The sequence below is a fragment of the Streptomyces coeruleoprunus genome, from assembly GCF_039542925.1.
GTDB classification, from domain to species: Bacteria; Actinomycetota; Actinomycetes; order Streptomycetales; family Streptomycetaceae; genus Streptomyces; species Streptomyces coeruleoprunus.
The window spans coordinates 6,571,363-6,595,804 of sequence record NZ_BAABIT010000001.1 but is presented as its reverse complement, the minus strand read 5'-3'; the positions used below and the strand labels follow the sequence as shown (position 1 = coordinate 6,595,804).

Sequence of the window (24,442 nt, the reverse complement as noted above, 5' to 3'; positions counted from 1 at the left end):
GACACGGAAGGACCGGCCCCAGCGGTGAGCGACAACCAGAACCTCCTCGCGGAGCAGCGGCGCGCCTTGATCCTGGACGAGGTGAGGCGGCGCGGCGGGGCGCGGGTCAACGAACTCACCCGCAAGCTGAACGTCTCCGACATGACCGTGCGCCGTGACCTGGACGCGCTGGCGCGCCAGGGCGTCATCGAGAAGGTGCACGGCGGTGCCGTTCCGGTGTCGGACGCGCGGACGCACGAGCCGGGCTTCGAGGCCAAGTCGGCGCTGGAGCCGGGGGCGAAGGAGGAGATCGCGCGGGCCGCGGCCGCGATGGTGGCGCCGGGCAGCGCGATCGCCCTGTCCGGGGGCACGACCACGTACGCGGTGGCGCAGCGGCTGCTCGACGTGCCGGACCTGACGGTGGTGACGAACTCGGTGCGGGTCGCCGATGTGTTCCACACGGCGCAGGGCGCCGGTCCGGGCGGCGCGCCGCAGCCGGGTTCGGCGACGGTGGTGCTGACGGGCGGGGTGCGGACCCCGTCGGACGCGCTGGTGGGTCCGGTGGCCGACCAGGCGATCGGCTCGCTCCACTTCGACGTGCTGTTCCTCGGGGTGCACGGCGTCTCGGTGGAGGCGGGGCTCTCCACGCCGAACCTGGCGGAGGCGGAGACGAACCGGCGGCTGATCCGCTCGGCGCGGCGCGTGGTCGTGGTGGCCGACCACACCAAGTGGGGCAAGGTGGCGCTGAGTTCCTTCGCGCGGCTGGAGGAGGTCGACACGCTGGTGACGGACGCGGGCGTGTCGGAGGACGTCCGGGCCGAGATGGCGGAGTACGTGCCGGGCCTGGTCGTCGCGGGCGGCGACGAGGGCGGGGCGTGACGGTCTTCCGCGTGGAGCGGGGCACACCTCTGCCGGTGGCGGAGGCGTGGCGCAGGGTCACGGACTGGGGCGCGCACGGCGCGGGGGTTCCGCTGACGCGCGTGACGGTGCTGACGGCCGGCCCGACCGGCGCGGGGACACGGTTCACCGCGCGGACGGGGCTGGGGCGGCTGGGCTTCGACGACCCGATGCGGGTGGTGCGGTGGGAGCCGCCGGGGACCGGCGGGTCGGCCGCGGGCGTGTGCCGGCTGGAGAAGGAGGGCCGGGTGGTGCTCGGCGCGGCCGAGATCACGGTACGCGCGGAGGGCTCGGGTGCCCGCGTGACGTGGGTGGAGGAGCTGCGGGTGCGGGGCGTGCCGCGCTGGTGCGACCCGCTGCTGAACCACGCGGCGCGGTGGGTGTTCGGCCGTGAGGTGGACCGGCTGCTCGGGGGCGTCGCGTAGCGGGCAGGACGTCGGCCGGTTGCACATGACGGAACGTCAGCTAACTTGGTGCGCAGCCGATTTGGTCGCGTCCAGCTGGAGGTGCGGTCCCATGGCACACCGCTTACGGCCCGTGGATCCCGGTTTCCTGGCATCGGCGCCGGTGCGCCTGGTCTTCGCGACGGAGGTGGCGGCGCCGCCCGGCGCGGTGTACCGGGCGATCGCCGAGGAGACGGCCGACACGCCGTCGTGGTTCGCCGCGGTGGCCGCCGCCACGCCGCTGGACGGCGGCGCGGCCCGGGAGGTACGGCTGCGGGGCGGGGTGGTGTTCCGGGAACGGATCCTGGTGGCCGACCCCGGCCGCTGTTACACGTACCGGGTCGAGGAGACCAACGCCCCGGGCGTGGCTGCCCTGTTGGAGGAGTGGGCGCTGTCGCCCGCCGGGGACGGCGCGGGGACCCGGGTCGGGTGGACCATGGCGGCCGACGGGGCGGCGGCGCTGCGGTGGACGCTGCGCCTCGCCCGGCCCGGTGTGGGGCGGTCGTTCCGGGACGCCATGCGCGCCCTGGAGCGGAGGCTGACGGCGTCCCCGGCCGCGTAGCCGCACGAACACCCGCCCTGGCGTGGCTCAGTCGGTCCAGATGCCGGTGGCGAGGAACTCGTCGAGGGTCGCGCTGTACGGGGCGATGTCCAGGCCCTGTTCGGCGAGCCAGGCGTCCGAGTAGTACTTGTCCAGGTACCGCTCCCCCGGGTCGCAGATGAGCGTAACGACGCTGCCGGTGCGGCCCTCGGCCACCATCTCGGCGACGATCTTCAAAGCGCTCCACAGCCCGGTGCCGGTGGAGCCGCCGGCCTTGCGTCCGATCGCGTTCTCCAGGGCCCGTACGGCGGCGATGCTGGCCGCGTCCGGGACCTTCATCATCCGGTCGATGGCGCCGGGCACGAAGCTGGGCTCCATCCGGGGCCGCCCGATGCCCTCGATGCGGGAGCCGCAGTCGCTCGCCGCCCGGGGGTCGTCGTTGACCCAGCCGTCGAAGAAGCAGGAGTTCTCCGGGTCCGGGACGCAGAGCCGGGTGTCGTACTGCATGTAGCGCACGTAGCGGGCGATGGTCGCCGAGGTGCCGCCGGTGCCGGCCGTGGCGACGATCCACGCGGGTTCCGGGTACCGCTCCAGGCGCATCTGCTGGTAGACGGATTCGGCGATGTTGTTGTTGCCGCGCCAGTCGGTGGCCCGCTCCGCGTAGGTGAACTGGTCCATGTAGTGGCCGCCGGTGGCCGTGGCGAGCGCGGCGGACTCCTCGTACATGCGGCGCGGGTCGTCGACGAAGTGGCACTGGCCGCCGTGGAATTCGATGAGCCGGATCTTCTCCGGGCTGGTGGTGCGCGGCATGACGGCGATGAACGGCACGCCGATGAGACGCGCGAAGTACGCCTCGGACACGGCGGTCGAGCCGCTGGACGCCTCGATGACGGGCTTGCCGGGACGGATCCAGCCGTTGCAGAGGCCGTACAGGAAGAGGGAGCGGGCGAGGCGGTGCTTGAGGCTGCCGGTGGGGTGCGTCGACTCGTCCTTCAGGTACAGGTCGATGCCCCACTGCTCGGGCAGCGGGAACCGCAGGAGGTGCGTGTCGGCGGACCGGTTGGCGTCCGCCTGGACCTTGCGGACGGCTTCCTTCAGCCACGCCCGGTACTCCGGGTCGCTGCGGTCGACGTCGACCGTCACTGCCGGCTCTCGCTTCTCCACGGTGCTCACGCGTCCCACTCCTCGTTCCGCACGCCTCGCGCGCTGTGACCCCCACCTGTCCCTGAACCGAACATACCTCCCTCACCTGCACAAACGATGACTTTGATGCCCCATAGGCCCGCCTTGCAGGGCGCGCCGCGCGCGGTTGCTGTGCCGTGCTCCGTCCTGTGCACCGCGTGCGCACTGGTGTGCACGCGGGTCGTTGTGCAGACTGACCGGCAGAACCGGTGCGAAGGGGGCGGCAGACGATGACTGAACCCGAATTCAGCGCCACGGGCGTACGGATCGAGCGGTGGCCGCGGTCGTTGACGCGGGCCGGGGAGGTCCGTATCGAGGACGGCCGGCTGGCGCTGCTGACCAGCAACGGACGGGAGATCGACAGCGCTCCGGTCGCCACGGTGCGGGCGGGCCGGCCGTGGTTCGGCGCGGCGCCGGACGCGGCCGTGGCGACGGTGAACGGCACGCGGTACCGGCTGACGATGGGCCAGCGTGAGCGCGGCGGTCCGGGGGCGGTGCGGCGTTCGCGGGGTGCTTCGCCGGGGGCGCTGTACGGTACGGCGGCCGGACCGGCGCCGGCGCCGGTGCCGCGGGAGTCGCGGAAGTCGCTTGCGGCGGACCCCTCGGGGCAGTCCTCCGCGCCGGACGCTCGGGGGCTGGCGGCGCGGTTCCTCGAGGCTCTCCGCAAGGCGGGTGGCAACCGGGACTGACGGGGCATCGGTTGCCGCGAGTTGCGAAGCGGTCACGGCTGGTCCACGCTGGATTGACATCACTCAGTGTGAATCTGCGGTGACGCTGTGATCCAGCCCGCCGGAGCATGAGCCAGCCATCCACTGGATCCCGATCCTTCGTCTTCTTCCGGACCTACTTCGGGGAGTCGCAGCCGTGATCAGCCAGGCAAGCAGCAGGCAGTGCACGGTAGAGCTCCAGGCCCTGCCGTCGCGGATCGGTCAGGTCCGCAGGATTGTGTCGGCGCAACTGCGCTACTGGAACCTCGATTGTCTGATCGAGAAAGCGGCACTCGGTGTCACCGAGCTGCTGACCAACGTTCACCAGCATGCTCAGCCGGACAAGGTCTGCACGGTGGAGATCGCGTTCCTGCTCGACCGGCTGACCGTCTCCGTCCATGACCACGACCCGCGTCTGCCCACGCTCGACCGCGAGCCGGGGGCCGGCGACCCGTTGGCCACGTCGGGGCGCGGCCTCGCCCTGATAGAGGCGGTGAGCGAGAGTTGGGGCGCCCGCCCGCAGGGCGAGTCGGGGAAGGTCGTCTGGTTCACGCTCCCCGCGCCGGGCGCGTCGCCCGTGCCGCTGTCGCCCCTCCCGGCCTACGGCGCCGCCACCACGGGCCCGTTCACGGAACCGGTGCCGTTCGGCACGGCGGAGGATCAGGCGGACCCGCTGCGGGGCACGGCCCCCGCGAGGTCGGCGGTCGCCGGCTGACCCCGGGGCCGGGTGCCCGTCCAGGACGGGCAGCCGGCCCCGCGGCACGGCGTCGGTCGACCGGTCGTGGCGGCCGCGGCCCGTCGCGGTGGCCGCGGTGGCCGCGGTGGTCAACTCGCCCTGTGCGGGGCGGGGTCAGACCGGTCGGCCGAACTGTTCGTCGAGGACGGAGAGACGGCGCCAGTACTCGTCCTCGTCGATCTCCCCCGCCGCGAAGCGCCGGCCCAGCAGGGCGATCGGCGACCGGTCGTCGTCGCGGCCGGGACGCGCCGCGCCCCGGCGGTGTCCCAGCCGGCCCGTGCGGCGCAGCAGGGTCACCACGGTGACGGCGACGGCCGCCCAGAACAGGGGGAAGAGCAGGATCCACGGGCCGGGCCCGTCGTGCGCGAGAGTGTTCATCTCGGTCCACCTCCAGTCGGGTTGCTCCGAGCCTCGCGCGGCGGGGGTGTCCGCGTCGTCGTACCGGCAGCGACACCGGTCGTACGCCCCGAGGAGTATCGCGCTGCCGGCCATCGCGCTGCGGAGGATGGATTCTGTACCTACTGGTATGTACAGTCGCCGTATGACCACTCCGGAGCGACTGATCGAGGCGACGCGCGAGCTGCTGTGGGAGCGCGGCTACGTGGGGACGAGCCCCAAGGCCGTGCAGCGGCTCGCCGGCGCGGGGCAGGGCAGCATGTACCACCACTTCCGCGGCAAGCCGGACCTGGCGCTGGCGGCCATCCGCCGCACCGCCGAGGAGATGCGCGCGGCCGCCGCGCGAGTGCTGGACGGCGACGGGTCCGCGTACGCGCGCATCGAGGCGTATCTGCTGCGGGAGCGCGACGTGCTGCGCGGCTGTCCGGTCGGGCGGCTGACCATGGACCCGGACGTCGTCGCGAGCGACACGCTGCGCGCGCCGGTCGACGAGACCCTGGACTGGCTGCGCGGGCGGCTCGCCGCCCTGGTCCGGGAGGGCGTGGAGGGCGGGGAGTTCGACGGGGCGCTGGACCCGGGCCGGACGGCGGCCACCGTCGTGGCCACGCTCCAGGGCGGCTACGTGCTGGCCCGTGCCTCCGGCTCCGCGGCGGCCTTCGACACGGCGATCGCGGGGCTGCTGGAGCTGCTGCGGGCGCGGCGCGTCGGCGCCGCCACCGATCTCTCCAGGACCGAGTGAGACGTACCGCCGCACGAACGCACACCACCCGAGGAGCGAACCCTTGCACGCGATGCAGTACGAGATCACCCTGCCCGCCGACTACGACATGGCCGTCATCCGGCGCCGGGTGGCCACCCGGGGCCACCTCCTGGACGACTTCGGCGGACTCGGCCTGAAGGCGTATCTGATACGGGAACGGGCCGACGGCTCACCGGTGAACCAGTACGCGCCGTTCTACCTGTGGGCCGCGCCCGAGGGCATGCACGATTTCCTGTGGGGCCCCGGATTCCAGGGCATCGTGGACGACTTCGGGCGGCCCGAGGTGCGCCACTGTGCGGGCGTCGCGTACGAGGAGGGCCCGTCGGCGGCGGCCGCGCCCGTGGAGGCCGTACGGCACCGGGCACCGGTCCCCGAGGGCGAGGCGCCCTCGGCGGCGGTGGCCCGGGCCGTCGCGGGCGTCGAGCGGCTGGCGGGGACGGCCGGCATGGTGGCGGCCGCGGCGGCCGTCGACCCGCGCCACTGGGAGGTGGTCACCTTCAGCCTGTGGGCCGGTGAGGCGCCGCGGGGCGAGGGCGAGGTGTTCCAGGTGCTGCACCTGTCCCAGCCGCACCGCCCGTCCCTGCGGGTCAGCCGACCGGTACGAGCGTGAGGTAGGCGATGCCGAGGATGTCGCGGTAGCCGTTCAGCCAGGTGGCGCGCTGCCGGTCGACGCCCAGGCGGGTCTCTGCGGCGGCCGGGTGGCCCGGGTGGGCGGCGAGCCACAGCTCCACGTCGTGGCGGTAGCCGGACTCGAACTCCTCCCACTCGTCGGCGTTCGCGGTCTCGATCCACGCCGGGCGGAACCCCGCGTCGACGGCCAGGTCCACGAGCGCGCCGAGCGGCAGGTGGTCGCCCTCGTGGGCGCCGGGCCACATCCGCGCCAGCTCCTCGGGGGTGGGCACGCGCTGCCAGAACCCCTCGCCGAGGAGCACCCGGCCGCCCGGCGCCACCAGCCGCCGCAGCTCCCGCAGGGCGGCGCCGACGTCGTGCGGGCCCTCGGGGTCGCACAGCGCCTGGCTGGAGCCCATGCAGAGCACCACGTCGGCGGGGCCGCGGGTCGAGCCGAGGGCGGACTCCTCGACGAACGTGACCCGGTCGGCCAGGTCGCGTTCCTTGGCCAGGTCCCGGCCGCGGGCGAGGTCCTCGGCCTGGATGTCCACGCCCACGCCGGTGGCACCGGGAGCGGACTCCAGAACCCGCAGCAGGAACTCGCCCCAGCCGCAGCCGATGTCGAGCACGGTGGCGGGCCGGGTGGCGGCGAGCCGCCCGACAAGCCGCCCGGCCCGGGCCTCGGACAGCGGCCCGTGGAAGGTGAGATGGGTGAGACGCGGAGGAAGATCGACTTCGGTCATGGAGCCGAACCTTAGTTCCCTCCACGCGCCACTGACAGCGATTTCAGCCGCTTGGGACAGGCGGGCCCGCGGCGGGTGACGGCGGGCCGAAGCCAGTCCGGGGCCGGGGGCGGGGCAGGGGCATGGCCGATGGGGAGGCTCCGGCGGCCGAAGCAGGCGGGGACGCCGAGCCGGGCCGGGGCCGAAGCCAAGGAGGAGGCGCCGAGACCTGGCCCGGCGCCGGCGCCTGTGCAGACCGGGGGCTGCGCACGCCGCAGCCAGTGGTGGACCGGGTGCGGCGCCGGCGCCGGCGCAAAAACCTGCAGGGCGACAGCCGGGTACCGGAGAGGGGGCGACGCCGGGGCCGGCGCCCGGGCGAGCTCGGGGCGATACCGAAGGCCGACGGCCCGGCCGGAGCTGGGCCGACGCCGGGGCCGACGCCCGTGCCGGGGCCGGCGCCCGACGGGCCCGCCCGGACCCGGGCCGGGCCGGAGGGCGGGTCAGGCCGCCCTGCGGCCCAGGGCTGCGAGTGGGTCGTCCAGGACCGGCTGCCAGGCCAGTTCCGCCGCACCCGCGAGGCTGTTGTGCGAGAGCGTGCAGCCGAGGATCGGCACGCCGCCGCTGCGGCCCCACAGGCTGCGGTCGGCGACGACGGCGCGGAGGCGCTCGGGGTCGGCGGCGAGGAGTTCGCGGTGCAGTCCGCCGAGGATGATCCGGTCCGGGTTGAGGATGTTGACGAGACCGGCGAGGCCCAGGCCGAGCCGGTCGATCAGCTCCTCGGTGGCGGCCCGGACGCCCGGGTCGTCGCCCTCGTCGCGGAGGAGGTCGCGCGCCTGCTGGAGCAGGGAGACCTCGGGGCCCGGGGCGCGCCCGGCGGTGGTGAGGAAGGCCAGCGGGTCGGCCTCGACGTCCAGGCAGCCGCGGCTGCCGCAGTGGCACGGGCGGCCGCCCTCGGGGTTCACCGTCAGATGGCCGACCTCCAGGGCCAGGCCCGAGCTGCCGGTGTGCAGCCGCCCGTCGAGGACGAGGGCGCCGCCGACGCCGCGGTGCCCGGTGGCGACGCACAGCAGGTGCTGGGCGCCGCGGCCGGCGCCGTGGCGGTGCTCGGCGAGGGCGGCGAGGTTCACGTCGTTGCCGGTGAAGGCGGGTCCTTCGATGCCGGCGGCCCGTACGCGGTCGGCGAAGACGTCCCGTACCGGTGCGCCCGCGGGCCAGGCCAGGTGCAGTGGATTCAGCGCGGTGCCCTCGGGCTCGGCGACGGCGGAGGGCACGGCGAGGCCCGCGCCGACGCAGCGGCGGCCGCTCTCGCGCAGCAGCCGGGCGCCCGCCTCCACGACGGCTTCGAGCACCTGGGCCGGATCGGCGGTCACCTCGACGCAGCCGGGCGCGGTGGCCACGATGCGCCCGCCGAGACCGACGAGGGCGGCGCGGAAGCCGTCCGCGTGGACCTGTGCGGCGAGGGCGACGGGCCCGTTCTCGTCCACGGTCAGCCGGTGGGACGGGCGGCCCTGGGAGCCGGCGCCGGCGCCGGGGCTGGAGTCGACGCGGATGAGGCCGAGCGCTTCGAGTTCGGCGGCGACGGCCCCGGCGGTGGCGCGGGTGACGCCCAGCTCGGCGGTGAGGACGGCACGGGTGGGCGCCCGGCCCGTGTGCACCAGTTCCAGCGCGGGACCGAGCGCGCTGCGGCCCCTGTCCAGCCGTGTCCGGGTCGTCGTCGCCTTGCCGTTCATGGTGGCGAGTGTCCCATGATCCAGCCGCACGCCGGTCGTCGCGTGCTGTTTCGGGCGTCCCTCCACGGGTACTGCGGGCAGCGGTGGCGGGGACGGCACAACAGCGCGGAACGGTGCGGGAGGTGCCATGTCGCCCTCGGACGAGGAAGCCCGGACGACGGTGCGCGAACTGCTCGCCGACCACGGCCGCACGTACGCCGACGAGGCGGGGATCCGGCTGAAGGACACCCCTCAGCCGCTGTACCAGCTCCTGGTGCTGGCGCATCTGCTGAGCGCCAGGATCCGGGCGGGTACGGCCGTGGCGGCGGCGCGGGCCCTGTTCGACGCGGGGATGCGCGACGCCCGGCACATGAAGGACGCGTCCTGGCAGGAGCGGGTGGACGCGCTCGGCGAGGGCGGTTACCGCCGCTACGACGAGCGGACGTCGACGCAGCTCGGCAAGGCCGCCGAGCTGGTGCTCGACGAGTGGGGCGGCGACCTGCGGCGGCTGCACGCCGAGGCGGGCGACGACCCGGACCGGCTGCGGGAGCTGCTGGAGGAGGTGCCGGGCATCGGGCCCGCCGGTGCGGACATCTTCCTGCGCGAGGCGCAGGCCGTGTGGCCCCGGCTCTCGCCGTATCTGGACGACCGGGCGCTGAAGGGCGCGGAGCGGCTGGGGCTGCCCAAGGACCCAGACCGGCTGGCCGGGCTCGTGAACCGGAAGGAACTGCCGTCCCTGGCGGCCGCCCTCGTGCGTGCCGCGCTCGACCGCCATGTCGTGGAGGACGTCAGGTCCCATCACCAGGGAGGAAAGGGATGACCAGCTCCGAGCGCAGCGGACTGCCGCTGCCCGACTTCGACCAGCTGCCCGTCGGCACGCTGGAGCACCGCATCCGGTCACTGGGCGCCGACGACGTCGACCGGCTGTTGCGCTACGAGCACGAGCACGCGGACCGCGCCAACGTCGTACAGATCCTGGAGTCCCGCAAGCGCCGGCTGGACGAGGGCGCCACGCCGTCCGGCGGCGACCCCCGGGGCTTCCGGCCCGAGCAGCCCGGACCCGCCAGGGGCGGTTCGCACGTGTCGCCGGCGACGTCGCCGGAGCCGTCCAGCCCGCCGCCGCACGGCACACCGGACCAGCGGGGCAAGCCGAAGGGCGACCGCACGATCTGAGGCGCACGGCCGGTTGTAGGCGGCCTCCGCGAGGCCCTATCCTGAGTTTGTGCCGCTACTAAACAAAACAGCGACGGCCGCTCGGGGCAGCGCCGGCGGAGACCCCGCCGCGCGCTCCCTGTCCCGTCTCCGTACCGCCCTGACCCTGTTCTTCGCCCTCGACGGCTTCCTCTTCGCCGGCTGGGTCGTCCGTATCCCCGCCATCAAGCAGCAGACCGGGGCCTCCTCCAGCGACCTCGGTCTCGCGCTGCTCGGCGTGTCCGCCGGCGCCGTCGTCACCATGACCCTGACCGGGCGGCTGTGCCGCCGCTACGGCAGCCACGCCGTCACCGTCGCGGCCGGTGTCCTGCTGTCGCTGAGCATCGCGCTGCCCCCGCTGACCCACTCGGCGCTCGCGCTCGGCGCCGTCCTGCTCGTCTTCGGCACGGCGTACGGCGCCATCAACGTCGGCATGAACAGCGCCGCCGTCGACCTGGTCGCGGCCCTGCGGCGCCCGGTCATGCCGTCCTTCCACGCCGCGTTCAGCCTCGGCGGCATGCTCGGCGCGGGCCTCGGCGGCCTCGTCGCGGGCGGCCTGTCCCCGACCGCCCACCTGCTGGGCCTCACCGTCACCGGACTGCTGCTGACGGCCGCCGCCGGTCCCGTCCTGCTGCGGCACCCCTCCCCCGCGCCGCCGGAGTCCCTGCGCGCGGCCCGGCCGGCGGGACCGCGGCGCATGGACCGCAGGACGCGGCGCCTGGTCACCGTCTTCGGCGTGATCGCCCTGTGCACCGCGTACGGCGAGGGCGCGCTCGCCGACTGGGGCGCCCTGCACCTCGCGCAGGACCTCGGCGCGCACCCCGGTGTCGCGGCGGCGGGCTACTCCCTCTTCGCCCTCGCCATGACCGCGGGACGGCTGTCCGGTACGGCCCTGCTGGAACGCCTCGGCCGGACCCGCACCCTCGCGGTGGGCGGCGCGACCGCGGCGGCCGGCATGCTGCTGGGCGCGCTCGCGCCGGACGTGTGGGCGGCGCTCCTCGGCTTCGCGGTGACCGGTCTGGGGCTGGCGAACATCTTCCCGGTCGCGGTGGACAGGGCGGGCGCCCTGGCCGGCCCCGCCGGCGTGGCGGCCGCGTCCACGCTCGGCTACGGCGGCATGCTGCTCGGCCCGCCGGCGATCGGCTTCCTGGCCGACTGGTCCTCCCTGCCGACCGCCCTGACCACGGTCGCGGCCCTCGCGGCGGGCGCGTCGGTGATCGCGGTGGTCGCCCCACGCACGCGCCACGCCCGGACCGCAGGGGCAGCCTGAGGTACAGCGCCCCTCGTCCCGGACCGCATCACCGGGTGCCGCACCGGGTGACCCGTGCGGATCACCACGGACGAAAGGCGCGTCGCGCTGGCAGAATTCCGCCATGGAGACTGCCGAGCACATCAAGTACCTCGTCCGCGAGGGCCAGTTGCTGGCCGAGGCCGCCGAAGAGGCCGGAGAGGACGCGGAGGTGCGGACCTGCCCGGGCTGGCGGGTCCGGGACCTGCTGAGGCACACCGGCATGGTGCACCGCTGGGCGACCTCGTTCGTGGTGGAGGGCCACACCTCCTACCGCCCCGGTTCCGGTGAGCCGGACCTCGACGGCGAGGCCCTGCTGGAGTGGTTCCGGCGCGGCCACGACCGTCTCGTGACGGCGCTGACCGAGGCGCCCGACACGCTGGAGTGCTGGACGTTCCTGCCGGCGCCCTCGCCACTGGCGTTCTGGGCGCGGCGCCAGGCCCACGAGACGACCGTGCACCGGGTCGACGCCGAGTCCGCGCTCGGGCTGGTGGCCGGCCGCTCCCCGGTCGGTCCCGGACTCGCCGCCGACGGCGTCGACGAGCTGCTGTGCGGCTTCCACGGCCGTGACAAGAGCCGAGTCCGCACGGGCCGGCCGGGCACCCTGCGGGTGCGGGCCACGGACACCGGTGACGCGTGGACCGTACGGCTGTCGGCGGAGGCGCCGCGTACGACGCGCTCGGACGACGGGCCGGCCGACTGCGAGCTGAGCGGCCCGGCGGAGGCGCTGTACCTCACGCTGTGGAACCGGCTCCCGATCGGGACGCCCGCGGTCGCCGTGTCGGGCGAGGACCGCCTGGCGCATCTGTGGCGGGAGACCTCGGCGGTCACCTGGTGACACGCGACCGGGTGCGCCGCGACGCGGTCACCGTGCAGACCGGGTACGCGCTCGGCACGGCCGCCCTGCTGGCGGCTGCGCTGTTCTGCCTGGTCGGCGCGCCCGTTCCGGTGTTCGGGCTGCACGGCACGGCCCGGGACGTCGTGCTGGTCGCCGCGTCGGCGGTGGCCGCGGTGGGCTTCGTCGTACGGGTGGCGCGGGCGCTGTGGCGGTTCGCGCCACCCGTCGCTCAGCCGAGCCAGCCGGGGCGCACGAGCCCGGACTCGTAGGCGAGAACGACGAGTTGGGCGCGGTCGCGCGCGCCCAGCTTCACCATCGTCCGGCTCACGTGGGTCTTCGCGGTGAGCGGGCTGACGACGAGGCGGCGGGCGATGTCCTCGTTGGACAGGCCCATCCCGACGAGGGCCATGACCTCCCGCTCCCGCTCGGTCAGGCCCTCCAGGGCGGCGGCCCGGGCCGGGGCCTTGGAGCGGGCCGCGAACTCGGCGATGAGGCGGCGCGTGACGCCCGGCGACAGCAGCGCGTCGCCGGCCACCACCGCCCGCACCGCGCGCAGCAGTTCGTCGGGCTCGGTGTCCTTGACGAGGAAGCCGGAGGCGCCGGAGCGGATCGCCTCGAAGACGTACTCGTCGAGTTCGAAGGTGGTCAGCATGACGACCTTGACCCCGTTCAGGTCCGCATCGTCGGTGATCCGGCGCGTGGCGGCCAGGCCGTCCAGGACCGGCATGCGGATGTCCATCAGGGCCACGTCCGGGCGCAGTTCGCGGACCCGGGCGACGGCCTCGTCGCCGTCGGCGGCCTCACCCGCGACCTCGATGTCCGGCTGGGCGTCGAGCAGGGCCCGGAACCCGGCCCGTACGAGGGACTGGTCGTCGGCGAGCACGACGCGGATCACGGGTTCCCCCTGTCGGTGAGCGGTAGTTCGGCGTGCACCCGGAAGCCGCCGTCCGGGCGCGTGCCCGCCTCGATCGTGCCACCGAGTGCGGCGGCGCGCTCGCGCATCCCCGCCAGCCCGTTGCCGCTGCCGCCCGCGTCCGTGCCGGTGGCCGGACCGTCGTCGTCGATCCACAGGTCGAGGCGGCCGGGCGCGTGGGCGAGGCGTACGCGGGCGGTGCGGGAGCCGGAGTGCCGTACGACGTTGGTCAGCGCCTCCTGGACGATGCGGAACGCGGCGAGGTCGGCGCCGGGCGGGAGGGTGCGGGCAGGGCCCTGCGTGGCCACCTCGACGGTGAGGCCCGCGTCGGCGGCCTGCGCGACGAGCTCGGGGAGGCGGTCCAGGCCGGGAGCGGGGGCGCGGGGCGGTTCGCCGGGGGCGCGGAGGGTGTCAAGGACCTGGCGGACCTCGCCGAGCGCCTCCTTGCTGGCGGCCTTGATGGTGGTGAGCGCGGTGCGGGCCTGCTCGGGGTCGGAGTCGAGGAGAGCGAGCCCGACGCCCGCCTGGACGTTGATGACGGCGAGCGAGTGGGCGAGCACGTCATGCAGCTCGCGCGCGATGCGGAGCCGTTCCTCTCCGGCGCGGCGCTGCTGGGCGGCGGCCCGTTCGGCGCGCTCGCGGGCCCACTGCTCGCTGCGTACGCGGGCGACTTCGGCCGCGGCGAGGGTGGCTGCGGCGAACGCGAGGACGGGCAGCTCCTGGGCCCACGGGGCGGCGGTGTCCCCCTCCGGCGGGAGGTACCGGTAGAGCCAGTGGACGAGCAGGAGGTGCCCGCCCCACAGCAGGCCGAGCGCCCACCAGGCGGCACGGCGGTGCCCGGCGACGACGGCGGCGAACACGGCGACCACGACCGTGAGGAAGACCGGCCCGTACGGATATCCGGCGCCGAAGTACACCAGGCTGAGCGCGGCGACGCCGAGCACCGTGGCGGCGGGGTGGCGGTGGCGCAGCAGGAGCAGCGCGCCCCCGGCGACCAGGAGCACGCGCGCGAGGACGTCGACGGGCATGCGCTCGGGCTGCCCCTGGGCGGCGAAGGAGGTGCCGACGAGCACGAAGACCGTCACCGCGGCGCTCGACCGCCAGGGCGGACGACCGCCGCCCTGGCCGCGCCCCCACCGTCCCACCCAGCGCGGCGGCCCCCAGCCGCCCCCGCCACCGGGACACCGCACATCGGCCACCCCGCCGTGGCGCGGGCCCTCGGGGCGGGGTCTCGTCCGGTCCTGGTCCATGCAGCCACGCTAGACGCGGACGGAGGGGCGGGTCGTCAACCGAATGTGGTGGTCGCGGCTACTCCCGTGGGAGTACGGGGACGAGGTGCCGGCTGCGGGTACGCGGGCAGGGCTCGTCCGCGGCGCCTCGGCCGGACTGGCCACGGGTCACCGGGGGCGCCCCCGGAAGCGGTGGGCGGCGGCCGAGCCCCGGGTCCGGGGCGGTCCCCCGCTGCGGTGCGTCGGGGGGACCGGAAACAGGTGCGCGGGCGGGGCGTGTGGGGCCCGAGGTCTCGTGTGCGGGTACGCAGCGCGCCTCGGCTGTGGGGGCGCCGGCGGACCTGACTGCGGATCCGCGGGCGCGGCGCCGGGCGGCACGCGGCGGGGTACGCCGGGAGCCCCGGCAACAGTCGTACGAATGTGGGCGCGCGGGCGGGCCTGGCTGCGGATCCGCGGGCGCAGCGCCGGGCGGTACGCGGCGGGGCACGCCGGGAGCCCCGGCAACGGCCGTACGAATGTGGGTCGCGCCGACGGGCCTGACTGCGGATCCGGGCGCGGCGCCGGGCGGCACGCGGCGGGGTACGCCGGTGGGCCCCGGCAACAGTCGTACGAATGTGGGCGCGCGGGCGGGCCTGGCTGCGGATGCGCGGGCGCAGCGCCGGGCGGCACGCGGCGGGGTACGCCGGGAGCCCCGGCAACGGTCGTACGAATGTGGGCGCGCCGGAGGGCCTGACTGCGGATCCGCGGGCGCGGCACCGGGCGACACGCGGCGGGGTACGCCGGGGGCCCGGCAACGGCCGTACGAATGTGGGTCGCGCCGACGGGCCTGACTGCGGATCGCGGGCGCAGCGCCGGGCGGTACGCGGCGCGGGGTACGCCGGGGGCCCCAGCAATGGTCGTACGAACGGCCCCGGTAAGGGGACGAGCGACGGCGGCAGCGGGACGGACGGCGTCGGCGTCGCGTCGGCGCGGGCCTCCCGCCCTCCTGTACGGGGCCAGGCGCCGAGGACGGGTGGGGACCGGAGGGCCGAGGGCGCCAGGTGGGGGCTTGGCGCCGCAGGCGTCGGGCGGCCACTTCCGGTGCCCGCGGTCCGGCGGCGGCGCAAGCGTGCCCGGACCCGGGCGAGGCTCTGCGCCGCAGAGGGGGGCGGCCACGCGTGCGGTCACGCCTGACCCTCCGGTTACGGCCGGGCCTGCCGCTCCGGCGGCTCAGGCTGCTCCGGCTGCTCCGGACGTGGTTCCTCCGCTGCCGCCGGCTGCCTGCGGTCCAGGGTCTCCAGGGCCCGTCGGGCCACCGCGCTCGTCCGCACCATGCCGGCCAGCGTCGTCGCCCCGCGCGTGATGTCCGTGAAGACCCGCCACGCGGGCCGCAGCCCGGTGACCGCCGCGTGCAGCAGCGCCGGCCGCCGCGCGAACACGGCGTGCATCCGCCGCCCGACGGCCATCTCCACGCCCAGCCCGGCCTTGATGGCGAACGCGTAGTTCAGCGCCTGCCTGCGGGCGTCGACCGCGTCGTGCGCCTCGGCGATCCGTACCGCCCACTCCCCCGCCAGCCGCCCGGAACGCAGCGCGAACGAGATCCCCTCGCGGGTCCACGGCTCCAGCAGCCCGGCCGCGTCCCCGCACACCAGCACACGCCCGCGCGACAGGGGCGAGTCGTCGCTGCGGCAGCGGGTGAGATGCCCCGACGAGATCGCCGGCTCGAACCCGGCCAGCCCCAGCCGGGCGACGAAGTCGTCCAGGTAGCGCTTGGTCGCGGCGCCTTCGCCGCGCGCCGAGATCACCCCGACGGTCAGCGTGTCGCCCTTGGGGAACACCCAGCCGTAACTGCCCGGCATCGGCCCCCAGTCGATGAGCACGCGCCCCGCCCAGTCCTCCGCGACCGCCGGCGGAACCGGGATCTCCGACTCCAGGCCCAGGTCCACCTGGTCCAGCTTGACCCCGACGTGTGCCCCTATACGGCTGGCGCTGCCGTCCGCGCCGACGACGGCCCGGGCCAGGATCGTCTCCCCGTCCGCGAGGACGACCGCGACCGTACGCCGGTCCGGCACCGCCGCACCGTGCTGCTCGACCCGCGACACGGTCGCCCCGGTCCGCAGCTCGGCGCCCGCCTTCTGCGCGTGCTCCACCAGCCGGGCGTCGAACTCGGGCCGGTTGATCAGCCCGAACAGCATCCGGCGAGAGCGCCGGGTGCGGGCGAACCGGCCGTTGAGCGAGAACGTGACGGCGTGCACCCGGTCCCGCAGCGGCAGCTCGAAGCCGGGCGGCAGCGCATCGCGCGAGGGGCCGATGATGCCTCCGCCGCACGTCTTGTAGCGGGGCAGCTCGGCCTTCTCCAGGAGCAGCACCCGGCGGCCCGTGACGGCCGCGGCGTAGGCCGCGGAGGCTCCCGCCGGCCCTGCGCCGACCACGACGACATCCCACACGCGTTCGCTGCTCACGATGTGTTCCGCTCCCGATCCCGACCCATGATCAAAGCTCTCCCTCGCATCCTACGGCGCCACCCGCGAGAGGCCCTGTGCGAGGATCGGACCGGCGTTCGCCCACCCGGCCCGCGCCACCCACCGTCCACCGTCGCACCCACCAGGAGCGTGCCCATGACCGCCCAGCCGATCGCCGAGCCGATCGCCGCCACCGTCTCCTCCCTGATGCCCCGCGCCAAGGCGGAACTCACGGAGCTGGTGGCGTTCCGGTCGGTGGCGGATCCGGCCCAGTTCCCCAGGAGCGAGTGCGAGGCCGCGGCTTCCTGGGTGGCGGACGCCCTGCGCGCCGAGGACTTCACGGACGTGGCGGTCCTCGACACCCCGGACGGCTCGCAGGCCGTCTACGGCTTCCTGCCCGGCCCCGAGGGCGCCCCGACCGTCCTCCTGTACGCGCACTACGACGTGCAGCCGCCGCTCGACCTCGCGGGCTGGCACACGCCGCCGTTCGAGCTGACCGAGCGCGACGGCCGCTGGTACGGGCGCGGCGCCGCCGACTGCAAGGGCGGCTTCATCATGCACCTGCTCGCGCTGCGCGCCCTGAAGGCGAACGGTGGCGTCCCGGTCTCCGTCAAGGTGATCGTCGAGGGCTCCGAGGAGCAGGGCACGGGCGGTCTGGAGCGGTACGCCGAGGCCAACCCCGACCTGCTGACGGCCGACGCGATCGTGATCGGCGACACCGGCAACTTCCGTGCCGGCCTGCCCACGGTCACGTCGTCGCTGCGCGGCATGACGATGCTCCGCGTCCAGGTGGACACCCTGGAGGGCAACCTGCACTCCGGCGTGTTCGGCGGGGCGGCGCCGGACGCGCTGGCCGCGCTCATCCGCGTCCTGGACTCGCTGCGTGCCGAGGACGGTTCGACCACCGTCGACGGGCTGGCGGCGGACGCCGAGTGGCAGGGGCTTCAGTACCCGGAGGAGGACTTCCGCCGGGACGCCAAGGTCCTGGACGGCGTGGGCCTGATCGGCGACGGCACGGTCGGCGACCGGCTGTGGGCCCGCCCGGCGGTCACGGTCATCGGCATCGACTGCCCGCCGTGCGTCGGCGCGACCCCGTCCGTGCAGGCGAGCGCGCGGGCGCAGATCAGCCTGCGCGTCCCGCCGGGGCAGGACGCCGCGGAGGCGACGAAGCTGCTGACGGCCCACCTCCAGGCGCACACCCCGTGGGGCGCGCGCGTCACCGTGGAGCAGGTGGGGCAGGGCCAGCCCTTCCAGGCGGACGTGGCCAGCCCGGCGTACACGTCCATGGCGCAGGCGCTGGCCGCGGCGTACCCGGGCCAGGAGATGCAGGCGGCCGGCATGGGCGGGTCGATCCCGCTGTGCAACACGCTGGGCGCGCTGTACCCGGAGGCGGAGATCCTGCTGATCGGCCTGAGCGAGCCCGAGGCGCAGATCCACGCGGTGAACGAGAGCGTGTCGCCGGACGAGCTGGAGCGGATGTCGGTGGCGGAGGCGCTGTTCCTGGTGAACTACGCGGCGTCGAAGCGGGGTTGAGTGGGGCGGAAGGGGCGGTGCCGGAGCTGACCGGCACCGCCCCTTCCGCGTGCCGCGATCCGGTTGGCGTACGTCCCGCGGCGAACGGCCTTACGCGCCAGGAGGGTGGCGCCCGTCCGCGGCGCGAGCCCGCCCCCGCGCAGGCCGGCCGCGGCGAAGACCCGCTACGCGCTGGGCGAAGCTCGCGGAGAGCGTAGAGCGGGGCGGAGCACGGACCACCGCGCCTACCGTCGCGCCATGGAGACAGAGATCCACATCGTCGAGGTGCGGCCCCGGCTGCACATGCTCACCTTCCCCATAGGCCAGGCGTACGTGTGGCGCGACGGGGACGGACTCACCCTCGTCGACGCCGGCTGGAGTGGCGCCGCCGGCTTGATCGAGGAGGCGATCGGCAAGGCCGGGCACCGGCCGGAACACCTGCGCAGGATCGTCCTCACGCACGCCCACCGCGACCACGTGGGCGCGGCCGGCGAACTGGCCGGGCGGTACGGCGCCCAGGTGATCGCGCACCGGCTGGACGCGCCGGTGATCCGGGGTGAGGCCCCGGTGCCCGAACCGGACCTGCTGGACTGGGAGATACCCCTGTACGAGCGCGGGCTCACCGTCCCCGTGGCGCCGCCCACGCGGGTGGACCGCGAGGTCGGGGACGGGGACGAGCTGGGCTTCGGCGACGGGGCGCGGGTGGTGCACACGCCGGGCCACACGGACGGCTCGATCGCGGTCCATCTGCCGCGCCACGGCGTGCTGTTCACGGGCGACACCGTGGCGTCGGTGGGGCGGGTGGGGCTGGGCGTCTTCCATGTGGACCGGGAGGACGCCAAGGCGTCGATGCGGCGTCTCGCGGCACTGCCGCCGGACACGGTGACCACGGTGTGCTTCGGCCACGGCGAGCCACTGACGACGAACGCGTCGTCCGTACTGCGCGCCGCGACCACCCGGGACGCGGACCACCACTAGGTGGTGTCCGGCGGATCTTTCCCCTACCCCGCCCCTTCCCGTAACCGGGGCTCCGCCCCAGGCCCCCGCCGGAGGGCGGAATTCAGCCCCTCCGGCGTTTGAGGAGCGGGGGGTTGGGGGGGCAGAGCCCCCGATTCGGGAAGGGGCGGGATGGGGAAAGATCCGCCGGACACTCCCTGGAGGCGAAGGGCGACCGTGAGCCGACCTGCCGGCCCTGAGGCCCCGGGCCCTCCGGACCCTGCGGGCTCAGGGTCTCCGGCGGTGCGCTCGGCTGCTCAGGGCTTTGCAGGCTCATACGCTACGGACGTGCGGGCTCAGGTCAGGCCCGTGCGGCCTCAAGTGCTCCGGCCCTGCGGGCCAAGCCCGCCCCGACGCCGGTCACCCGGGCCGCAGGCCTGAGAACTGCGGGCTCGGCCGGCCGGTACGGCAGCCTCGCGCCCCCGCGGGCTCGGTCGAACAGCGCGCCCGCCTCCGGCCCCTGCGGCTCCGTCCGGCCCAGGCCACCGGCCCAGGCCCCAGCCCCAGCCCCAGCCCCAGCGGGCTCAACCCGGCCGGGGCACGAGCCTCGGGGCTCAGTCCGGCCAGGGCACCGGCCCCAGGCCCTGAGGCTCACCCCGGCCAGGACACCGACCCCGATGTCCGGAACTCGGTGCGGGCAGGAAGTCGGCCCCCCAGGCCCGGGGCTCGGCCCCGGGCAGCGCGCCGGCCCCGTCCGCTCAGCCGACCGGGACGCCTGCCTCCAGGTTCAGGACCGTGCCGCGTTCGCGGGCGCGCAGGGCCCAGCGGAGGCGCTCGTAGCGGACGGGGGGCAGCATCTCCGCCGCCTCCTGTTCGCTCGCGAAGCGCCAGCCGCGCAACTCGGACCCGGGCAGCAGGACGCGGTCCGCCTGCGCCCCGGTGAGCCGGCCGCCGTCGAACAGGAGCCGCAGTCCGCCGTAGCCGGGCGGGCTGGGCGGCTCCCAGTCGACGACGAGGAGTCTGGGTACGGCCCCGAGCCGCAGCCCGGTCTCCTCGGCGACCTCGCGCATCGCGGCCCGGGCCGGCGCCTCGCCCCGCTCGACCACCCCGCCGGGGAACTCCCAGCCCGGCTTGTACGTCGGGTCGACGAGCAGCACCCGGTCCTGCTCGTCGAAGAGCAGCACCCCGGCCGCCAGCGTCTCACCGGTCGGCTCGGGCGTCTGCACGATGACGCACTCCCCCGCCGCGCCCGTCCGCACCGCGTCCGCGACGGCCTTGGCCGTGGCCTCCGGGGTGAGCGAGCCGTTGTCGACGGCGTACGCGTCGGCGGACAGCCAGCCGCCGAGCGCCGCGCGGTACGGCTCGATGTGGTCGTACGCCCACTGCCGTACCCGCTCGTCCCCGGCCGGGTCGTCGGTGAACTCCCGGCGTGCGGCGATCCGCGCCCGCAGGATCGTTTCGTCTTGGGTGAGGACGACATGGCGCACGGTGATGCGGCGGGAGGCGAGCCCGCCGAAGATCTCGTCGCGGTACTCCTGCCGCAGCACGGTCATCGGCACGACCAGCACCCCGCCGACCTCGGCGAGCAGCGCGGCGGCGGTGTCCACGACCAGGCGCCGCCAGATCGGCAGGTCCTGGTAGTCACCGACGTCCGCCGTCCGTTCGGGAGGCAGCAGACGGCGCAGCGCACCCCCGATCAGCTCCGGGTCGTACAGGGTGCTGTTCGGGATCAGATCGATCAGCTCACGCGCGGCACTGGTCTTGCCGGCGCCGAACGCACCGTTGATCCAGACGATCACGGTTCCCCCTCTTCGTTGGCCCCCAGTGGCTTGCCCGCAACACCCTGCCACGGAAACCCGCGCCCGGAGGTGCGTGGCCGTAACGCTCCAGAACCATGGGCTCGCGGCCCCGGACCGCACACCGCCGCGCGCGACGGGAACCGGTGCTCACCGCCCGCTGAGCACCACCCAGACCTGTCCCGGTGCGAAGGTGAGCCGGGCGCCCGCCGGTGTGGTGAACGTGGTGCCGCCGTCCGCCGCGGGGCGGCTCCACCGGGCGTCGTACCCCTTGCCGTCCCGCAGGACGAGGGCGGTGCCGGAGCCCACGGTCTCGGTGTACGGGGTGACGTTGCCGCCCCGGTCCTTGAACGCCGACGGGCGGACCGTGACGTGCTGGACCACCACGGTCCGGGCGCCCATCCGCTTCCCGTCCGTGGTGCGCGCGGCTTCGCCGTCCATGCCGACGAGCCAGCGCTTCTCGGTCTCGGACCAGGTGAAGGTGTAGTCGGCGGCGGGGAACCGCACGGTGTGCTCGTTCACCTGCCGCCCGCCCTCGGGTGCGGGGCCGAACCGGAACCCGATGTCCCGCGGCTTGTCGGCGGCCGGGACGGCCGCGAGCGCCTTGGCGGGCGAGAGGTACAGGTTGTGCGGGGCCGGCCGGCCGCGTTCCCGGGTGTAGGCGCCCGGCACCACCTCGGGCGGCACCTCGAACAGCGGGGCCCGCGCCAGGAAGGGCCTCAGCGCGCTCTGCACGCCCGAGTACGCGAGCGCCGGGCGCCCGAACTGGCGCAGCAGCTCCACGTCCGACTCGCGCGCGCTGCGCACGGGGCCCACTTGCTGCGGCTGGTGCGACGCGTACACCGCGAGCATGCGGGTGAGGCCCGCCTCGACCTGCTCGACGTACACGATGTCGGCCGCGCCGAGGCCGGTGTGCGGGCGGGCCGCGCCGACGTTGTCGATCTTCACGGCCAGTACGGGGCCGAGCCGCCCGGGGAGGCCCGTGAACGGCGAGACGCCCCTCGGCGCGGGCTTCGTCGGCGACGGTACCGGAGGGGCGGTGGGCTCCGGCCGCGGCGGCTCGCCCGTGCACCGAGCGAGCACGAGGCCGCCCGCGACGGCCGTACCCGCCACCACGACGGCCACGCCGACCCGCATTCGCCTGCGCCGCGCACTCATCGCAACCAACCCGCGTCAAGTGCACCACGCAACCCCGGCCAAAACCACCCCCTTGGCCCCTTGCGCCTCTGCGGGCCGGCACCAAGGGGGCGCCATGGCCCGTTCCGGGCCGGCGCGCCCCACGGGTCCGGTGGCGGCGCACCACCGGTCCGGTGGCGGCGCACGGCCGGTGGGGGTGGTGCGGGGTGGGGCCGTCCGCCCGGTGGGCGGCTCACTCCCGGTGGGGTCAGGACGCCGGCCCCGTCAGCAGCCCCGTCGCCGCCGCCGCCCCCAGGAGGCCCGCGTCCGTGCCCGTCAGGGCAGGGGCGACCGTCAGGTCGCGGACGAAGGACAGCGTCGCGTAGTCGGCGAGTGCCCGCCGCAGCGGGACGAACAGGACGTCCCCCGCCCCGGCCACTCCCCCGCCGACCACCGCGATTTCGACCTCCACCAGCGCGGCGGTCGCCGCGATCCCCGCCGCGAGCGCCTGCGCGGCCCGCTCGAAGGACGCGACGGCGACGGGGTCGCCGGCGCGTGCGGCCGTCGCGACGGCCGCCGCGCTGGTGTCACCGTCGGGACCGGGCCGCCACCCGTCGGCGAGGGCGCGGCGGGCGATATTGGGCCCGCTCGCGATGCGCTCGACGCAGCCGCGCGCCCCGCACGGGCAGGGGTCGCCGTCGAGGTCGACGCTGATGTGGCCGATGTGGCCCGCGTTCCCGGTGGGGCCGGGGTGGAGGCGGCCGTTGAGGACGAGCCCGCCGCCCACGCCCGTGGAGACGACCATGCACAGGGCGTTGTCGTAGCCGCGCGCCGCGCCCAGCCAGTGCTCGGCCGCCGTCATGGCGGCCCCGTCGCCGACAAGCCGTACGGGCCGCCCGCCGGTCACCGCGCGGACGCGTTCGACCAGCGGATAGCCGCGCCAGCCGGGGACGTTGACGGGGCTGACCGTCCCGGCGGAGGCGTCCACGGGGCCCGCGCTGCCGATGCCGACCGCGCCGGCGGCGCCCCACAGCGGCGACGCGGCGAGTTCGGCGAGGACCGCCTCGACGGCGCCCATCACGGTCTCGCCGTCCTCCCGCGCGGGCGTGGGCCGCTGGGCGCGGACCAGGATCGTGCCGTCCCCGCCGACGAGCGCACCGGCGATCTTGGTGCCACCGATGTCGAGCGCGGCGGCCAGCCGTGCGGACCCGGCCGTGCCGGAGCCGTCGTCCGCACCTGAGCGCTCGGCGGACGCGTGCTGCCCGAAGGGAGCGCCGCGCAGCCGATCGGTGTGCTCGTTGTGCCTCGCGTACATCGCCGTGGATCCCCCGTGAGACGTGCCGGACCTGCGGATTCAGGTGCGGTCGGTCCAGTCTCCAAGGTTCTGACAACGTTGTCCAGGCCCTATGCTCGACGCCACAGCCTTGCATATCCGATCAACGAACGGACAGGACTTCCCACCGTGGCCGAGACCGCCCGCCGCCCCGACCACCGTTACGGCAACCGGCCCACCATGAAGGACGTCGCCGCGCGCGCGGGCGTCGGGCTGAAGACCGTCTCCCGGGTCGTGAACGGGGAGCCCGGTGTCACGCCCGACACGGAGCGCCGCGTGCAGGAGGCCATCGCCGCGCTCGGCTTCCGCCGCAACGACAGCGCGCGCGTGCTGCGCAAGGGCCGCACCGCCTCGGTCGGCCTGGTCCTGGAGGACCTCGCCGACCCGTTCTACGGGCCGCTGAGCCGGGCCGTGGAGGAGGTGGCCCGGGCCCACGGGGCGCTGCTGATCAACGGCTCCAGCGCGGAGGACCCGGACCGGGAGCAGGAACTGGCGCTCGCGTTGTGCGCCCGGCGCGTGGACGGGCTGATCGTGATCCCGGCGGGTGACGACCACCGGTATCTGGAGCCGGAGATCAAGGCCGGCGTGGCCACGGTCTTCGTGGACCGGCCCGCCGGGCGGATCGACGCGGACACGGTGCTCTCGGACAGCTTCGGCGGGGCCCGCGCCGGGGTCGCGCACCTGATCGCCCACGGCCACCGCCGGATCGGCTTCATCGGCGACCAGCCGCGCATCCACACGGCCGTGGAGCGGCTGCGCGGCTACCGGGCGGCGATGGAGGACGCCGGGCTGCCCGTGGCGGACGCCTGGGTGTCGCTGGGCTCGACCGGGCCCGCGCGGGTGCGGGGCGCGGTGGCCGCGATGCTGGACGGCCCGGAGCCGGTGACGGCGCTGTTCGCGGGCAACAACCGGGTGACCGTGACCGTCGTACGCGAGCTGGCGGGGCGGGAGCGGCCGGTCGCGCTCGTCGGTTTCGACGACATCGAGCTGGCGGACCTGCTGGGGATCACGGTGATCGCCCAGGACTCCGCGGCACTGGGCCGCACGGCGGCGGAACTGCTGTTCCGCCGCCTGGACGGGGTCGAGGAGCCGCCGGCCCGGGTGGAGCTGGCGACGACGCTCATCCCCCGCGGCTCCGGCGAACTGCCCCCGGCCGACTGAGCCGGCC

General features: G+C 75.4%; 24 protein-coding genes and 1 pseudogene. 15 read left to right on the top strand and 10 right to left on the bottom strand.

Annotation, left to right across the window (positions count from 1 at the left end; genetic code table 11):
* The first annotated feature begins 24 nt into the window (after positions 1 to 24).
* The 3 genes from ABEB09_RS29660 to ABEB09_RS29650 all read left to right on the top strand — a co-directional run bounded on the left by ABEB09_RS29660 (position 25) and on the right by ABEB09_RS29650 (position 1,881).
* Positions 25 to 858 carry a DeoR/GlpR family DNA-binding transcription regulator gene (locus ABEB09_RS29660; RefSeq protein ID WP_345692986.1) on the top strand — a complete coding sequence of 278 codons (834 nt, stop codon included), beginning with the start codon at positions 25 to 27 and terminating at the stop codon, positions 856 to 858.
* The gene (locus tag ABEB09_RS29655; protein ID WP_345692985.1) at positions 855 to 1,301 is read left to right on the top strand and encodes an SRPBCC family protein; all 447 of its coding nucleotides are present in this window, start codon (positions 855 to 857) and stop codon (positions 1,299 to 1,301) included. The genes ABEB09_RS29660 and ABEB09_RS29655 overlap by 4 nt, the downstream gene beginning before the upstream one ends.
* Before the next feature lie 91 nt (positions 1,302 to 1,392).
* Positions 1,393 to 1,881 carry an SRPBCC family protein gene (locus ABEB09_RS29650; RefSeq protein ID WP_345692984.1) on the top strand — a complete coding sequence of 163 codons (489 nt, stop codon included), beginning with the start codon at positions 1,393 to 1,395 and terminating at the stop codon, positions 1,879 to 1,881.
* Positions 1,882 to 1,908: 27 nt separating this feature from the next.
* Here ABEB09_RS29650 and cds1 read toward each other — a convergent pair whose 3' ends face one another.
* Positions 1,909 to 3,033 (bottom strand): L-cysteine desulfhydrase Cds1, encoded by a 1,125-nt coding sequence (cds1, locus tag ABEB09_RS29645; RefSeq protein WP_345692983.1) that lies wholly within the window; start codon positions 3,031 to 3,033, stop codon positions 1,909 to 1,911.
* 239 nt (positions 3,034 to 3,272) lie between these two features.
* Here cds1 and ABEB09_RS29640 point away from each other — a divergent pair.
* Positions 3,273 to 3,566: pseudogene (locus ABEB09_RS29640) on the top strand (hypothetical protein); the annotation flags it as partial.
* Between the two features lie 343 nt (positions 3,567 to 3,909).
* Entirely contained in the window at positions 3,910 to 4,464 is a 555-nt protein-coding gene (locus ABEB09_RS29635) for an ATP-binding protein (protein ID WP_380841591.1), read from the top strand.
* A gap of 135 nt (positions 4,465 to 4,599) precedes the next feature.
* Here the strand turns inward: ABEB09_RS29635 and ABEB09_RS29630 are convergent, their stop codons facing one another.
* Entirely contained in the window at positions 4,600 to 4,863 is a 264-nt protein-coding gene (locus tag ABEB09_RS29630) for an SHOCT domain-containing protein (protein WP_345692981.1), read from the bottom strand.
* 148 nt (positions 4,864 to 5,011) lie between these two features.
* Here ABEB09_RS29630 and ABEB09_RS29625 point away from each other — a divergent pair, with 148 nt between their 5' ends.
* Entirely contained in the window at positions 5,012 to 5,620 is a 609-nt protein-coding gene (locus ABEB09_RS29625; RefSeq protein WP_345692980.1) for a TetR/AcrR family transcriptional regulator, read from the top strand.
* A 43-nt stretch (positions 5,621 to 5,663) separates the two neighbouring features.
* Positions 5,664 to 6,251, top strand: a complete 588-nt coding sequence (locus tag ABEB09_RS29620; RefSeq protein WP_345692979.1) for a DUF4865 family protein — start codon at positions 5,664 to 5,666, stop codon at positions 6,249 to 6,251.
* Here ABEB09_RS29620 and ABEB09_RS29615 read toward each other — a convergent pair.
* Positions 6,229 to 6,993, bottom strand: coding sequence for an SAM-dependent methyltransferase (locus tag ABEB09_RS29615; RefSeq protein WP_345692978.1), 765 nt, complete (start codon positions 6,991 to 6,993; stop codon positions 6,229 to 6,231). The genes ABEB09_RS29620 and ABEB09_RS29615 overlap by 23 nt on opposite strands.
* 479 nt (positions 6,994 to 7,472) lie before the next feature.
* Entirely contained in the window at positions 7,473 to 8,702 is a 1,230-nt protein-coding gene (locus ABEB09_RS29610) for an ROK family protein (RefSeq protein WP_345692977.1), read from the bottom strand.
* A 127-nt stretch (positions 8,703 to 8,829) separates the two neighbouring features.
* On the opposite strand from ABEB09_RS29610, the gene ABEB09_RS29605 reads away from it, so the two are divergent.
* From ABEB09_RS29605 to ABEB09_RS29585, 5 genes are all read left to right on the top strand, one after another.
* On the top strand, positions 8,830 to 9,501 hold the full coding sequence (locus ABEB09_RS29605) for an HhH-GDP family DNA glycosylase (RefSeq protein WP_345692976.1): 672 nt from the start codon (positions 8,830 to 8,832) through the stop codon (positions 9,499 to 9,501).
* A complete protein-coding gene (locus ABEB09_RS29600) occupies positions 9,498 to 9,854 on the top strand; it encodes a DUF8129 domain-containing protein (protein ID WP_345692975.1) in 357 nt (118 codons plus the stop codon). Before ABEB09_RS29605 ends, ABEB09_RS29600 begins: the two co-directional genes overlap by 4 nt.
* Before the next feature lie 49 nt (positions 9,855 to 9,903).
* The gene (locus tag ABEB09_RS29595; protein ID WP_345692974.1) at positions 9,904 to 11,142 is read left to right on the top strand and encodes an MFS transporter; all 1,239 of its coding nucleotides are present in this window, start codon (positions 9,904 to 9,906) and stop codon (positions 11,140 to 11,142) included.
* 103 nt (positions 11,143 to 11,245) lie between these two features.
* Complete coding sequence (locus tag ABEB09_RS29590) at positions 11,246 to 11,998, top strand: maleylpyruvate isomerase family mycothiol-dependent enzyme (RefSeq protein WP_345692973.1); 753 nt, start codon at positions 11,246 to 11,248, stop codon at positions 11,996 to 11,998.
* Positions 11,995 to 12,267, top strand: a complete 273-nt coding sequence (locus tag ABEB09_RS29585; RefSeq protein WP_345692972.1) for a DUF6332 family protein — start codon at positions 11,995 to 11,997, stop codon at positions 12,265 to 12,267. Before ABEB09_RS29590 ends, ABEB09_RS29585 begins: the two co-directional genes overlap by 4 nt.
* Here the strand turns inward: ABEB09_RS29585 and ABEB09_RS29580 are convergent.
* From ABEB09_RS29580 to ABEB09_RS29570, 3 genes are all read right to left on the bottom strand, one after another.
* Positions 12,228 to 12,893 carry a response regulator transcription factor gene (locus tag ABEB09_RS29580; protein ID WP_345692971.1) on the bottom strand — a complete coding sequence of 222 codons (666 nt, stop codon included), beginning with the start codon at positions 12,891 to 12,893 and terminating at the stop codon, positions 12,228 to 12,230. The two genes, ABEB09_RS29585 and ABEB09_RS29580, sit on opposite strands and share 40 nt — an antisense overlap.
* Complete coding sequence (locus ABEB09_RS29575; RefSeq protein ID WP_345692970.1) at positions 12,890 to 14,161, bottom strand: sensor histidine kinase; 1,272 nt, start codon at positions 14,159 to 14,161, stop codon at positions 12,890 to 12,892. The genes ABEB09_RS29580 and ABEB09_RS29575 overlap by 4 nt, the downstream gene beginning before the upstream one ends.
* A gap of 1,160 nt (positions 14,162 to 15,321) precedes the next feature.
* Positions 15,322 to 16,581 (bottom strand): geranylgeranyl reductase family protein, encoded by a 1,260-nt coding sequence (locus ABEB09_RS29570; protein ID WP_345692969.1) that lies wholly within the window; start codon positions 16,579 to 16,581, stop codon positions 15,322 to 15,324.
* A gap of 156 nt (positions 16,582 to 16,737) precedes the next feature.
* On the opposite strand from ABEB09_RS29570, the gene ABEB09_RS29565 reads away from it, so the two are divergent.
* On the top strand, positions 16,738 to 18,114 hold the full coding sequence (locus ABEB09_RS29565) for a dipeptidase (RefSeq protein ID WP_345692968.1): 1,377 nt from the start codon (positions 16,738 to 16,740) through the stop codon (positions 18,112 to 18,114).
* Positions 18,115 to 18,351: 237 nt separating this feature from the next.
* Positions 18,352 to 19,071 (top strand): MBL fold metallo-hydrolase, encoded by a 720-nt coding sequence (locus ABEB09_RS29560; RefSeq protein WP_345692967.1) that lies wholly within the window; start codon positions 18,352 to 18,354, stop codon positions 19,069 to 19,071.
* Positions 19,072 to 19,787: 716 nt separating this feature from the next.
* On the opposite strand, the gene ABEB09_RS29555 is transcribed toward ABEB09_RS29560, so the two are convergent.
* The 3 genes from ABEB09_RS29555 to ABEB09_RS29545 all read right to left on the bottom strand — a co-directional run bounded on the left by ABEB09_RS29555 (position 19,788) and on the right by ABEB09_RS29545 (position 23,256).
* The gene (locus tag ABEB09_RS29555; protein ID WP_345692966.1) at positions 19,788 to 20,828 is read right to left on the bottom strand and encodes an NUDIX hydrolase; all 1,041 of its coding nucleotides are present in this window, start codon (positions 20,826 to 20,828) and stop codon (positions 19,788 to 19,790) included.
* A 147-nt stretch (positions 20,829 to 20,975) separates the two neighbouring features.
* Complete coding sequence (locus tag ABEB09_RS29550; RefSeq protein WP_345692965.1) at positions 20,976 to 21,962, bottom strand: DUF3048 domain-containing protein; 987 nt, start codon at positions 21,960 to 21,962, stop codon at positions 20,976 to 20,978.
* Between the two features lie 247 nt (positions 21,963 to 22,209).
* On the bottom strand, positions 22,210 to 23,256 hold the full coding sequence (locus tag ABEB09_RS29545; RefSeq protein ID WP_345692964.1) for an ROK family protein: 1,047 nt from the start codon (positions 23,254 to 23,256) through the stop codon (positions 22,210 to 22,212).
* A gap of 147 nt (positions 23,257 to 23,403) precedes the next feature.
* Here ABEB09_RS29545 and ABEB09_RS29540 point away from each other — a divergent pair, with 147 nt between their 5' ends.
* Positions 23,404 to 24,435, top strand: coding sequence for a LacI family DNA-binding transcriptional regulator (locus ABEB09_RS29540; RefSeq protein WP_345692963.1), 1,032 nt, complete (start codon positions 23,404 to 23,406; stop codon positions 24,433 to 24,435).
* Positions 24,436 to 24,442: the final 7 nt, after the last annotated feature.